The sequence below is a fragment of the Saccharopolyspora gloriosae genome (assembly GCF_022828475.1).
In the GTDB taxonomy this organism is placed as follows: Bacteria; Actinomycetota; Actinomycetes; order Mycobacteriales; family Pseudonocardiaceae; genus Saccharopolyspora_C; species Saccharopolyspora_C gloriosae_A.
Map to the genome: position 1 here is coordinate 1,495,827 of NZ_CP059557.1, position 12,511 is coordinate 1,508,337.

A 12,511-nucleotide genomic window follows, 5' to 3' on the forward strand; every position below is an offset into this window, starting at 1 on the left:
GTTCCGATCGCGAGGACATCCCTCGACGGTCTCGACGATGCCGTCGCGGTCCGATCGAGCAGCTGATTTCGATGCCCCGAGCCGAGTTCCGGCTCGGGGCATTCGTCGTCGGAGCCGTCCGGTGATGCGCACGATGTCGTGCTCGCCCGGGTGCGTCGTCCGCCGTGGGACTCAGTTCCCGGCGGCGTCGAGCAGCCAGTGGTAGCGCATGCGCAGTGCTCGTTCCGTGCTGGCCAGCGCCGCGCCGATGGTGAGGGCGGTGTTGAGCCACAGCGGGAGGTGCAGCGGCGATTCGAAGATCCCGATGTTCTCGGCGATGGGAGGTACCCGGGAGATCGGCTCCGCGATCTGGATGACGAGCAGGATCACCCCGATGACCAGCAGCGCCACCGAGAGAAATCCGATCACGCGGCTCGTGGCCGGGTGGTCGCGTTCGAGGCGGGCGCGGCGTCCTTCCGCGGACTTCGGGTCCGGGACGAGCTGGTGCTCCGCGCCCGCTGCGGTCACGTAGTGGCAGCGCTTGAGCCCGACCTGGCTCGCCGCGACCTCGATCGTGCCGCCGTCCACGGGGAAGGCGGCGGGGAGTTTGGACACGGCGTGGTGCCTGCCGTCGCGGAACAGGTGCGCCTTGACCTCGCCGTTCTTGTCGCCCATGGGCCGGGCCTCGACGGCGTACACGGTGCGGTGTCCGTCGCGGTGGTAGAGCGTGAGGTAGAGCAGCGATCGGCTGAACTGCTGCCACCAGCGGAAGGGCTTCAAGGCACGCCCGTCTCCGCTCTTCACGCGTTGCGCCGCCCGGCTCCGCCGCCACTCCTCGAACATGCCCGCCCCTTCATCGATGCCCCCGGAAAGTCCTCTAACACGCTGTACTAGCGAGTCGAGTCACAAGCTAGCACAGCGTGTTAGAAAAGCGCTATCACGGCGTGCTAGTACTGTGCGGGGTGGAGGTGGACATGGACGACTCGGATGGCCCGGTGTTGAGCACCCGGCACCGGATCCTGGTGGCGGCGGCGACGATGATCGGCGAGGACGCGGCCGCGCGGTTGAGCGTGCGGGCGGTCGCCGCGCGGGCCGGGGTGAGCACGGGCTCGCTGCGGTACCACTTCCCGACCCAGCGGGCGCTGCGGGACGCGGTGCTCGCCGGCATCTACGACACGGTGGCCTCGGACGACGCGATCCACGACCGGTCGATGCCGCCACGGGATCGATTGGTCGCGTGCCTCCGGCAGGTGCTCACGCCGGTCGGGGCGGGGCAGGAGGCGCGCGCGGCTTTCGGGAAGATCTACGAGGGATTCATCGCGCCCGAGCCGAGCGAGGATGTCAGCGCGGCGTACCTCGGCATGGAGCGCGAGGGCCTGCGCCGCACCGAGTACTGGCTGACCGTCCTGGTGGACGAAGGCGTGCTCGCCGAGGGCGACAACGCGCGGCGCGCGAGATTCTTGACGACGGTCCTCAACGGACTCTCGCTCGAGCGCGCGTTGCCCGCCGAGGACTCCCTGCTGGCGGCCGAGGCGGACACCCTCTACCTGGCCGTCGACTGCGTCCTGCGGGACGGGGTTTCGTCCAGCTGATGCGGGGGCGTTGACCGAGTGAACGGCCTGTTCGTCTGATCCGGTTGGACGAACAGGCCGTTCACTCCGACAGGTCGAGTCAGAACGGGCCGTGGAAATAGGCGGTGTCGGTGGCGAGGAAGTTCGGTTGCACCGAGATCCGCAGTTCACCGGAGTCCGAGGCGATCTGGAAAGCCCTGGTGAGGGTGAGCGTGCCGCCCGGCGGGATCTGGGCGTTGGCGAAGTGGTCGTCGGAGTAGACGGGTTGGGTGACGCGGCCGTCGTGGGTCGCGGTGATCTCCCAGAGGATCGGGTTGATCTCGTCGTCGGTGCCGTTGGTGATGGTCAGGTCGACCTCGACCGCGCGGGCTCCGGAAGGCAGCTCGTAAGGGTTGGACTTCTTGTACTTCCGCGGTTCGGAGACCTGCACGGATTCGCCGCCGTTCCAGGTGTGGGTCTGGCCGAAGGCGAGCTCGATCGGGGCGTCCGAGACGTCCGGTGAATCTCCGCCCGGCACCGGGCTTTGCTGCGCTTCGGTGCCGAGTGATTCGGACTGCTTCGCGGCCTCGTTCGCGGCGGTACCGATGATGCCGACCCAGGCGACGCAGATCAGCAGCCCGATTCCGGCGAGCACGGTGCCGGTGATCGCCATGCCCTGGTTGGTGGCCTGGCCGTTGCGGGCTCGGATGATGCCGAGGACGCCGAAGATGAGGCCGAGGATGCCCAGCGGCCAGGCGATCACACCGATGAGCGGGATGAACGAGAACAGCAGGGCGAGCAGCCCCAGCACGAAGCCGGCGGTCCCGATCCCGTTCTTCGGGGCGGTCGGCGGTGGGGGAACTACTGCGGACATGACTTTTCCTCCGAGGGGGAGCTGAACCGAACGGCCCGGAACCAACGCGGGCACCTGTGGGGGCGTTGCGCCCGCAGGATGGTTTCAGCGGAAGTCCGTCTTGTTCGCACTTTCGAATCGTTTTACACGTAAGGGTGCAATCGACGGAAAACCCCGTGCCCGCGCGGGTTTTGTGCTATTTGCGATGCGGCGAGCGAGCTCGATCCGTTGCGGCAAGAGGGAAACCGCCCGATCATTCCGATGATCGGGATGAGTGAGAACAGTGCGGTGAGCAGTCCGAGAACGATTGCCGCGGTGCCGATCCCGTTGTGAGGGGCGGTCAGGTGGGGAGGCGGAACGATGGACATGGCAGGTTCCTCCACTGGAGAAACGCTCAGTTGAGCGGACCCGGCGCAGTGCCGGTAGCAACATGGGATCCGTTCAGCTCCAACGTTCGTTACACCGCGTTCCGGGTGGTCTCCGGGCAGGTGAGCGTTGAGCAGGCCAAAAATCGTTGCCACCAAAAGCATTTGGCTGATCACGTCACGCTCCGGACTTGCGTGAGTCACGATCACGTGAGCACTGATCCTTGTACGGTGCGTCACGGATTGATACGTTGTGCGGCTGTTTCGATCACGTCGGGGAGGACGTTCATGGGGTCAGGCGACGGCGAGGACGAACTGGAGCGGTTCGCGCGGCGATCACCGAACTTCGGATTCCTGGCGGATGTTGACGCCCTCACCGCCTGGCTGGGTGCCAGTGCCGAGGCCTACGCGCTCACCGACCCGGCTGTGGCGATGTTCAAAGCCCGCCAGTTCGGCGAGGCGATGGCGAAGTGGCTGGTGAAGAAGTCCGGCGCCCGAGTCAGCGGTGATCGTCAGGCCGACCGGCTGCGTGCGCTCGGGGATGCGGGCGTGGCCGAGGGCAAGGTCGCCGACGCGTTCCACGAGATCCGCAAGGCGGGCAACGTCGCGGTGCACGAGTTCTACGCGGATCGCAAGCAGGCGTTGCGCGCGGTGGAGCGCTGTTTTCAGCTCGGGTACTGGCTGCATCGCGGTGCGCTGGGGGATCGGACGGTGCGGTCTTTCGTACCGCCGTCGCAGCTGCGTGGTCCGGATCCGGTATCGGACAAGGAGCGGCGTGAGCGCGACGAGCTCCAGGACGAGCTGGAGCAGCACCGGGCGAAGTTGTTCGAGACGCGCAGTGACCTGGAGTCGGAGCAGGTCGCGCGGCAGCGGGTCGAAGCGCAGCTGAATCGGCTTTCTCAGCAGGCCGCGGAGAGCGACCGGCTCACGAAGCACCAGTCCGACATGCTCGACCGCCTGATGGCGGAGCGCGACGCGGCGAAGCCGGAGAAGGTCACCGCTTCGCAACGGGAGCACTTCGTCCGCCGGATGCGCGGTGCCACGAAGCCGCCGCTGACGGAGAAGGAGGTCAGGGCGAGGCTGGAGGAAGAGCTCGGCCTGGCCGGCTGGGCGGTGCAGGAGCGCAACGAGCTGGATCTGGTGCACCACAAGGGTGTTGCCGTGCGGGAGGTGCACACGCGGGGCGGTTATGCCGACTATCTGCTGTACGTGGACGAACAGCCGGTGGGCGTGATCGAGACGAAGCGCGAGGGCGATGACCTGACGGCCGCGCAGGTTCAGGCGGCGAACTACGCGCACGGGTTGACGGCGGCGCAGAAGCTCAAGGCGTGGCGGGATCCGCTGCCGTTCCAGTACGTCACAGACGGCAACGCGGTCCGGTTCTACAACGGCCTGGATCCGGATCCGCGGAGCCGCCGGATTTTCGCGGTGCACCAGCCGGGCACGATCGCGCGCTGGATGAAGCAGGCGGACGAGGATCCGGATGCTCCGACGTTGCGGGCGAAGCTGGCGCGGTTGCCGCAGTTGTCGTTGGCGGGCCAGTCGTTGCGCAAGGCGCAGCGCGGCGCCATCGAGGGCTTGGAGGAGTCGCTGGCGGCGAACCGGCAGCGGGCGCTGATCCAGATGGCGACGGGCGCGGGCAAGACTTACATGGCGGCCAGCAGCACCTATCGGTGGTTGCGGCACGCGGGTGCCCGCAAAGTGCTGTTCTTGGTGGACCGCAACAACCTCGGTGACCAGGCCAAGGACGAGTTCTGCAATTACCGGGTGCCGGATGGCGGCAGGCAGTTCAAGGAGCTCTACAACACCGAGAAGCTGGTCGGCGATGTGGTGCCGGAGTCGTTGAACGTCACGGTCTGCACGATCCAGCGGCTGTGGCTGACGTTGACCGAGCGGGACAATCCGGGCGGTGACGATGAGGAGGCCGAGTCCCGCGTCGAGGACGAGACCGGTGACGTGCCGGTGGAGGTCGGCTACAACTCGGCGATTCCGCCGGAGACGTTCGACTTCATCGTCGTCGACGAGTGCCACCGCTCGATCTACGGCAAGTGGCGCGCGGTGCTGGAGTACTTCGACGCTTTCTTGGTGGGTTTGACGGCGACGCCGTTGCCGATGACGTACGGGTTCTTCGATCAGAACCTCGTCAGCGAGTACAGCTATGACGAGTCGGTCGCTGATGGCGTGAACGTGCAGTTCGAGGTGTATCGGATCGGCACGCGGATCGAGCAGGACGGTTCGACGATCGGCAAGGGCACGGTGGTGCCGGTGCGGAACACGAAGACGCGCCGGGAACGCTTGGAGGACTTGGACGAGGATCACGTCTACAGCGGTAAGCAGGAAGGCCGCCGGACGTTGTCGAAGTCCAGGCTGCACACGGTGGTCGAGGAGTTCCGGAAGAAGTTGTGGTCGGACATCTTCCCGGAGCAGCGCGACCGCCGGATCGTGCCGAAGACGTTGATCTTCGCGAAGTCCGATGAGCACGCCGAAGAGATCGTGGAGACGGTCAAGAACGTCTTCGGCAAGGGAGATTCGTTCGTCCAGAAGATCACGGCGAAGGCGAAGCAGCCGAAGCAGCGGTTGAAGAACTTCCAGACGAACCCGGAGCTGCGGATCGCGGTGACGGTGGACATGATCGCGACCGGTACGGACGTGAAGTCGCTGGAGGTCGTGTTCTTCCTGCGGGAACCCAAGACCTGGTACCTGTTCGAGCAGATGAAGGGCCGTGGCGCCCGGACGATCGACGATGACGATTTGCGGCGGGTCACTCCGGACGCGCACAAGAAGACGCATTTCGTGATCGTGGACGCGGTGGGTGTCACCGACAGCCCGCGGATCGAGACGCGGCCGTTGCAGCAGTTCACCGAACGCCAGATCAGTTTGGAGAAGTTGCTGCGCAAGACCGGCGCGGGGGAGCTGAGCACGGACGAGTTCAGCACCTTGGCGGGCCGGGTGAGCGCGCTGCACGCGCGGCTCAGCGACGAGGAGCGCGCCGAGGTTTCGGAGTTGTCCGGGGAGCCGATCGACGAAGTGGTCTCGACGATGGTCCGGGCGGCCGGGGCGGATCAGCGCAGCGAGACCTTCCACGCCGCAGGGAAGGCGGCGGTGGCGGGCCTGGAGCAGGATTCGCACGGCTACGAGGAGAAGTACGAGAGCGCCGGGACCCAGGCCGTCCAGGACATGACGGAGGACGCGCTTCGTCCGCTGGCGGGCAATCCGGATTTGCGCAACCGACTGCTGGAGTTGCGCCGCGCGCACGACCTGGTGATCGACGAGGTCAGCCGGGACGAGGTGAAGATCAGCCGCAGGCTCACCGCGGAGGAGCGGGCCAGGGAGAAGGTCGGTTCGTTCCGCCAGTACATGCGCGAACACCAAGCCGAGATCGCGCCGCTGGAGATCGCGTTCCGCGAACGGCGCGGGCTGCACGAGGTGTACGACGCGTTGCAGCGCTTGTCGAAGCGCTTGGCACGGCCACCGCACCAGTGGACGCCGCAGACCCTGCTGGACGCCTACGACGAACTCGGCAAGGTCGGCTCGCGGCGGACGGTGGAGGCCGGGGTACCGGAACTGGTCGGTATCATCCGGCACGAACTGGGCTTGGACGACGAGGTCCGGCCGTACGCCGAGCTGGTGCGGGAGCGCTACGAGGCGTGGCTGCTGCGGCAGAAGCAGCAGGACGTCACGTTCACCGTCGACCAGCGGTGGTGGCTGGACACGATCCGTGACGTGGTCTGCCGCAACATCACCATCGAGGTGGAGGACCTGCGGCAAGACCCGTTCACCGAACGCGGCGGAACCCAGGGCTTCCAGCGGGCCTTCCCGAACGCCCGCGACATCCTCGACGAGCTGAACCAGGAGCTGAGCGCGTGAGCGATCTGCCGGACGGATGGGAATGGACGACCCTGGGGGAGATCGCGAGCACGACGCTGGGCAAGATGCTCGATCGCAGCAAATCGTCTGGTGAACTGACGGTTCCTTATTTGCGCAATGTCAACGTCCAGTGGGGCTCGATCAGCTTGGACTCCTTGCTGGAGATGAGCATGTCGCCCGATGAACTTGAGGTATTTTCGCTCGTCGCCGGTGACTTGCTGGTGTGTGAAGGCGGAGAAGTCGGGCGGTCGGCAATCTGGCAGGGGCAACGAACTGGGATCTCGTTTCAGAAGGCGCTGCATCGCGTTCGGCCCCTTGGTGAGATCGACTCGCGGTACCTGCTGTACTTTTTGCGAAACATTGCATCTACCGGCGAAATCTTGAGCTACGCGACCGGTAGCACTATCAAGCACCTTCCGCAACAGAAGCTGAAAGAGATCAGAATACCGCTTCCGCCGTTGGCGGAGCAGCGCCGCATCGTCGCCGCCCTCGAAGGTCATCTGTCCAGGCTGGATGCTGGCCGTGCGCTAGTCGACTCAGCTGAGGCAAGGTTGCGTAAAATGCCACTTTTGATCGCCAATGAGGCTGCGGAAGTGTGCGAAAGTTCCCGAAGTCCTGGCTTTTTTACCAATGGAAATCGATCCGATATTACAATTGGCCCCTTTGGTAGTAGCCTGAAGGTGTCGGACTATGAGAAGTATGGCGTGCCACTCGTATTCGTGAGAAATATCCGATCCGGAAGTTTCGGCGGATCTGACGGGAAGTATATTTCCCAGAGTAAATCTCTCGAATTATCTGCGCATTCCGTTCGGCGTGGCGATATTTTGATTACGAAAATGGGCGACCCTCCTGGTGATGCCGCCGTTTATTCGCTGGCTGAGGATGGGGTGATAACCGCTGACTGTATCCGGATTCGGCCAAGGGGGGAGATAAATCCGGATCTGGTTTCGTTGCTGATTGGTTCCAGTGTGGTCCGTCGGAAAATCTTGTCCATAACAAGCGGTGTTGCTCAAAAGAAGGTCAACCTAAAAAGATTTCGTGAGGAGATTGAGATTCCTTACCCGCGACTGGAGGACCAGGGGGCGCTGTTCAGTCGAGCGAGCCAATGGTTGTCCGCGTCGAACCGGTTAGCGGAGGAAGTTTCTCAAGCCACGGCTCGTTTTGGGCGGTTGCGGCAGTCCTTGTTGCGAGAGGCATTCGCCGGGCGGTTGGTGGAGCAGGATTCGGGGGATGAGCCTGCTTCCGTTTTGTTGGAGCGGATTCGGGCTGAGCGGGAGAATGCGCCGAAGGTGGGGCGTGGGCGGAAGCCTCGTGGCGTGAAGAAGGCCGGGGGCGATGGCGCTGCGGCGGGGACGACGTTCGATTCAGGGCGGCCGTTGCCGGAGCCGGTGGGGCGAGGGACGCAGGACTCGCTCGATTTGGGGCTGTGAACGTCAGTTTTCCGTGTCGGATGGTCACCGTAGTTGCAGTTTGTCTAGGGCGAGGTTGTTCGCGGTGGCGGGTCCTTGGTGGACCGAGTAGACGATGCCGTTGTAGACGAGGTCCCAGAGCGCGCGCTTGCGTTGGAGCTGACGCAGCGAGGCGCCAGCGAAGCCGCCGTGGATGTCGGTCAGCTCGATACCGATGGATTGGCCACCTGCTTGGTATTCGACCGTGACTTTCCGGATTTCGTACAACTTGACGTACGTTTTGCTGCTGGTGGCGAACCAGTCCGCGCCCGCTGAGAATCCTTTGCGGCGGCCAATGAAGTACGAGACGATCGGTGGCCAAATCGCAAAGAGCCAGAGCCACCAAGTGCTCATCCAGGAGAATCCCCAGTCGCGGATGCAAAAGAATCCTACGATTGCTAATCCTAGAAAAATTCCACCTATGGTCGAGTCGCTCTCTTCGGCTTGGTACCACTCCAGTAGTGGGCCTTCTCCTTTAGGGGCTTGGGGAAACTTTGCTCGGCTCTTGTTTGTTTTTCCTTCGGTCTTCCACTTTGTGATCACGGGGGCTTGTGGCGGCCGGGGCTCGCCGGTTGTCACGTCGGGCTTCGGAGCCGCTTTCGGCACGCCACCCACCTTTCTCCCTGGGGCTTCGCAGGAGGCAAGCTTAGTCGAAGAGGTTCCAGCCCTCGTCTACGGCGATGCCGACCCCGATTCCGATGATCGCGCCTCCGATGACCCCAACCGGGCCGCCGAAGGCTGCGCCGATCGCCGCGCCGGATACCGCGCCGGACACGAACGAAGCTCCACCTGACACGGCCGCTTGAGTGGCGTCTTTCCCCTGGCTGATGTCGTATCCCACGCCGGCCGCAGTAAAGCCCAGTCCGATGAACGGCAACTTCTGGGCAAGCTTGGTCGACCCTCTGAGTAGCGCGTTCGTTGAAGTCGGAGTGTGTGCCGGTGCGAGCTTGAGGTCGAGAAAGGTCTTCGCTCGGTCCGGTAGTTTGTCCATCGCGGCTGCGATTCGGGTCGGGTAGGCCTCGGCGAGGGCGGTCGCTTTGGCGGTGCTGCGTTCGGCGGCGAGTTGGGCGGCTTGGAAGCGGCCTGCCGCGCTCATGCTGGTGTTCTGGGCGAGTTTCCCCGGCAACTCGGCTGATTTCACGCTATCGGCGATCGCTTTCCACTTCGATGAGTTCGCGGTGACCGCTCCGGCCAAACCGGTCGAAACATCTCCCAAGGTCAGTGACAGCTTGACCGGGTCGACGACTCCTGCGACGGAGCGGACGATCACGTTCTGGGAGTCGGTTTCGGTTTTCTTCGCTTGTGCGACGGTTTCGGCGGCTTCGCGGTAGGCCTTGATCTTGCGCTGGTAGTCGGCTGCGGCTGCTACGGAAGCGTTGTGGTGTTGCGTCTGCTGCTGGGTGGCGGAGCCGTCGGAAGGCAGCGGTGCCGGCTCGGGCGGCGCGTCTCCCGGTGGCTGGATCTTGAAACCGTTGATCTTCAGGCCGCCGTCGGTCGCCGCGTCGCGGGCGTGCTGCATCTGGGCTCGGGCGGTGCGCAGGCCGTCGGCGTGGATCTCCATCGCGCTGCACACTTCGGAGACCATCTGCACGGTGTCACCCGCCATCCGCGCGCCTTGGAAGGCGACGTCGCGGAAGGCGTCACCGGCGGCTCCCGCCCAACCGGTTTCGGAGCCGCCGCCGGCGCGGAGGTAGTCCTGCTCGGCTTGCTCAATGTTCGCCGAGGTGTCGCGCAGCCACTGGCAGGTGGCGGTGAAACTCTCCGGGTCACCCTTGATCTCGGTGTCGAGTTCTTCCACCGTCAGCCCCCGGTCTGCGTGCGCTTGAGGTTCAGCGCCTGGTCGTAGTCGATCGTCTCGTAGTCGGCGCGGCCTTCGGCGACTGCTTGGCCGAGCCCGCCCGCACTCGCGGCGACGTTGCCGACGCCCTCGCACAGCAACGAGAGGGTGGCGGCCAGCAGCTCAGTGATGTCCCCGGCCTGCGGAACAGGCGGTGGGGCGGCGCCGGTGTCGAGGTCGGATTCCGCGTTGCGCAGGGTCGTCGTCACCTGCTGCAGCACTTGCGGGTCGGCTTCGATCCCCATGTCAGCGAGCCCCCTCGCCGCGTTGCTGCGATGCGGGCACCGCCGCGTCCCACACGACCTGGTCGGCGGCGCAACGCTGCTGGAGATCCGGTATCGAGGAACCGTCCACCGCGATCCACGGCTGGGCGGGGCCGCATCCGGCCACCAGCGCCTCCAGGGACGTGAAGGCCAGCATGGCGGTCGTTCCGTCGGTGAGCGCCCGGAGTTCCAAGGTGACCGGCTGGTTACGGTCTTTGATGCGTTCGGCAGGCAGGAACACTTGCTGCGGCGGCTGATCCTCCGCGTCCGGCGGTGGCAGGTTCTCCGCCCCGAGTACCGCCGGCGCCACATTCCCGTGGTCGCGAAGGATGTCCGCGTCCCCGTAAACCATCCAGTTCCCCTACCGGCCATCGTCGATCGTGTCCGACGGGACGGTACCGAACGGGTGATCACGGGGAGAGCGGGAAACTACTCAGGGCCTGAATGGAGCAGTGCGGGAACGGCGGCAGAAACGGGCAGTCCCGCCGCGTGGGCGGTGGGACGGCCCGCTTCTTGTGGGGTCAGCTCTGCTTGAGGTTGGACAGGAAGGTCGTCCAGGCGGCGGTGTCGAAAGTGAGGGTGCCTCCGTTGCGGTCCTTGGTGTCGCGGACTCCGGCGCCGCCGGGGGCTAAGGCGACCTCCACGCACTCGTTCTGCGTAGGGCTGTAGCTGCTCTTGAACCAGGTGGCGCCGGTGAGGTCCTGCTCGGTCATGCTGGGACTCCTCGTTCACTACGAGTACTGCTGTCCCACCGATCGTATGAGATCTTGTGATTCCTTCGGCCCGAGAGCGGCGGCCTGGAGGCGACTCCAAAGCCGGTTGTACAGCGCGACCGCGTCCTTGTCGTCCAGGTAGCGAGCGTCGTCGAAGCACTCGACGTAGACGAACTCCAGCGAGGATGAGATCCCGGAAGCCGGGATCTGGAGCAGCGTGAAGTCGTACGAGATTCCGCCGGTTTGTGTTGCAGCGTTGAACGGCATTATCTGGATGTCCACGTCGTTGCGCTGCGCGGTTTTGTCCAAGTGGTCGAGCTGCTCGCGCATCACCGAGTCGTCGCCGACTTTTCGGCGCAAGCATGACTCAGAGAGGATGAACCGCATCGTCGGCGGTGTTGCTCGGTCCATGACCTGCTGGCGTTCCTGACGTGACTCGATCAGTCCATCCATGCTGTCGTCGTCAGCTCGAACAGAAGTCGTGTGCAACGCCTTGATGTAGCCTTCCGTCTGCAAGATCCCCGGAATGATCTCGGTCTGCGCGTGCCGGATGCCTTCCGCGTCCGTCTCCAGGTCGACGTACATCCGGAACCACTCCGGGAACACCGCCCGATAGCCGGTCCAGCGGCCTCGGGTGCTGCGGGTGCGGGCGAGCTCGAACATCCACTGCATGTCGGCCGGGTCCACGCCGTAGAACTCCAGCAATAGCTTGAGATCACCCTTGGTGACTCCGCCTTGGCCGAGTTCCAGCCGGGAGATCTTGCTGCTCTGGCAGTCGAGTTCCTTCGCGGCTTCGTGCTGTTCGAAGCCGGCTTTCTGCCGCGCGTGGCGCAGCTCGTTGCCGAGCTGGAGCCGCCGCACCGTCGGTGTCGCCATCTCGCCTCCGTCGTGATCGTCATCAGCTGGATCAGTCTCCCGCGATCCGCATTCACAACGGAACTACACGATCAGGCGACTAGCTAAACCGCATTTGCGGATTTAGCTTTGCGATAGAAGTGATCGACAAGGGGGTCCGGATGTCGTCAACGCAAGGCAACCTCGTGCTGGTGCTCATGGGAGCCACAGCCGCCGCGCCATGGGCGGCGCTCGCGCTCGAATCACGCGCCGTCCGTGAGAAACTCGCCCGCCGCAAGGCGCGCCGCACGGTGCGCGGCGCCGGACTCCGCACGGTGCAGGGGAGAACCTCGCCGTCGATCACACGGGACGCCATGGTAGTGCCCAGCTTTCCACTCAACTGGGACGCCACGATCACGCCCGGCTCAGCGAGTACGCGGAACCCCCTGTTCGCCACCGTGACGCCGATCGTCGCCCCGGCCGCAGAGGTGTTCGTCAGCGTCGGCGCCGTCATCTCGCTCCCCGGCGAACCGCCGGAACTCGCCGCGTGAGCCACGACCGGCAGCCCGAACGCCACTTCTGGCTGCCCGTCCCGGATTCCGGCGAGCTCGTGCGGCACGCGTTCCGCGGTCGCCGCTGGGAAAGCCAGCCCGCCGACGACTCGGTCTGCGGGCAGCGGCTCGCGATGGCCCAGCCCAGCGAACTCGACTGGTGCCGCGCACCCACCTGCACCGACTGCAACGACACCTTGAAGAACGAGCGGACCTGACCGCTCCACAAACCCCCGAGGCGAGGTCCCCTC

The 12,511-nt window shown here is 65.0% G+C and carries 13 protein-coding genes; 5 read left to right on the forward strand and 8 right to left on the reverse strand.

The features are described from left to right. Positions 1-171: 171 nt before the first annotated feature. Entirely contained in the window at positions 172-822 is a 651-nt protein-coding gene (locus tag H2Q94_RS06510; protein WP_243793147.1) for a hypothetical protein, read from the reverse strand. Between the two features lie 131 nt (positions 823-953). Here H2Q94_RS06510 and H2Q94_RS06515 point away from each other — a divergent pair, with 131 nt between their 5' ends. Then, positions 954-1,571: a TetR/AcrR family transcriptional regulator gene (locus tag H2Q94_RS06515; protein WP_243793148.1), complete on the forward strand. Its 618-nt coding sequence runs from the start codon at positions 954-956 to the stop codon at positions 1,569-1,571. A gap of 79 nt (positions 1,572-1,650) precedes the next feature. Here the strand turns inward: H2Q94_RS06515 and H2Q94_RS06520 are convergent, their stop codons facing one another. Further along, a complete protein-coding gene (locus H2Q94_RS06520) occupies positions 1,651-2,403 on the reverse strand; it encodes a DUF4190 domain-containing protein (protein WP_243793151.1) in 753 nt (250 codons plus the stop codon). Positions 2,404-3,035: 632 nt separating this feature from the next. On the opposite strand from H2Q94_RS06520, the gene H2Q94_RS06525 reads away from it, so the two are divergent. Next, positions 3,036-6,614: a DEAD/DEAH box helicase family protein gene (locus H2Q94_RS06525; protein WP_243793155.1), complete on the forward strand. Its 3,579-nt coding sequence runs from the start codon at positions 3,036-3,038 to the stop codon at positions 6,612-6,614. After that, complete coding sequence (locus tag H2Q94_RS06530) at positions 6,611-8,044, forward strand: restriction endonuclease subunit S (RefSeq protein WP_243793156.1); 1,434 nt, start codon at positions 6,611-6,613, stop codon at positions 8,042-8,044. Before H2Q94_RS06525 ends, H2Q94_RS06530 begins: the two co-directional genes overlap by 4 nt. Before the next feature lie 24 nt (positions 8,045-8,068). Here the strand turns inward: H2Q94_RS06530 and H2Q94_RS06535 are convergent, their stop codons facing one another. The 6 genes from H2Q94_RS06535 to H2Q94_RS06560 all read right to left on the reverse strand — a co-directional run bounded on the left by H2Q94_RS06535 (position 8,069) and on the right by H2Q94_RS06560 (position 11,751). Continuing rightward, positions 8,069-8,677: a hypothetical protein gene (locus tag H2Q94_RS06535; protein WP_243793158.1), complete on the reverse strand. Its 609-nt coding sequence runs from the start codon at positions 8,675-8,677 to the stop codon at positions 8,069-8,071. A 31-nt stretch (positions 8,678-8,708) separates the two neighbouring features. Beyond that, positions 8,709-9,860, reverse strand: coding sequence for a hypothetical protein (locus H2Q94_RS06540; protein WP_243793160.1), 1,152 nt, complete (start codon positions 9,858-9,860; stop codon positions 8,709-8,711). A gap of 2 nt (positions 9,861-9,862) precedes the next feature. Then, the gene (locus tag H2Q94_RS06545; RefSeq protein WP_243793163.1) at positions 9,863-10,144 is read right to left on the reverse strand and encodes a hypothetical protein; all 282 of its coding nucleotides are present in this window, start codon (positions 10,142-10,144) and stop codon (positions 9,863-9,865) included. Position 10,145: 1 nt separating this feature from the next. Beyond that, positions 10,146-10,514, reverse strand: a complete 369-nt coding sequence (locus H2Q94_RS06550) for an SAV_915 family protein (protein ID WP_243793166.1) — start codon at positions 10,512-10,514, stop codon at positions 10,146-10,148. Positions 10,515-10,683: 169 nt separating this feature from the next. Then, on the reverse strand, positions 10,684-10,875 hold the full coding sequence (locus H2Q94_RS06555; protein ID WP_243793167.1) for a DUF397 domain-containing protein: 192 nt from the start codon (positions 10,873-10,875) through the stop codon (positions 10,684-10,686). Between the two features lie 18 nt (positions 10,876-10,893). Continuing rightward, complete coding sequence (locus H2Q94_RS06560; RefSeq protein ID WP_243793168.1) at positions 10,894-11,751, reverse strand: helix-turn-helix domain-containing protein; 858 nt, start codon at positions 11,749-11,751, stop codon at positions 10,894-10,896. 140 nt (positions 11,752-11,891) lie between these two features. Here H2Q94_RS06560 and H2Q94_RS06565 point away from each other — a divergent pair, with 140 nt between their 5' ends. Together H2Q94_RS06565 and H2Q94_RS06570 are read left to right on the forward strand one after the other, a co-directional pair. Beyond that, the gene (locus H2Q94_RS06565) at positions 11,892-12,260 is read left to right on the forward strand and encodes a hypothetical protein (RefSeq protein WP_243793169.1); all 369 of its coding nucleotides are present in this window, start codon (positions 11,892-11,894) and stop codon (positions 12,258-12,260) included. After that, on the forward strand, positions 12,257-12,478 hold the full coding sequence (locus H2Q94_RS06570; protein ID WP_243793170.1) for a hypothetical protein: 222 nt from the start codon (positions 12,257-12,259) through the stop codon (positions 12,476-12,478). The genes H2Q94_RS06565 and H2Q94_RS06570 overlap by 4 nt, the downstream gene beginning before the upstream one ends. Positions 12,479-12,511: the final 33 nt, after the last annotated feature.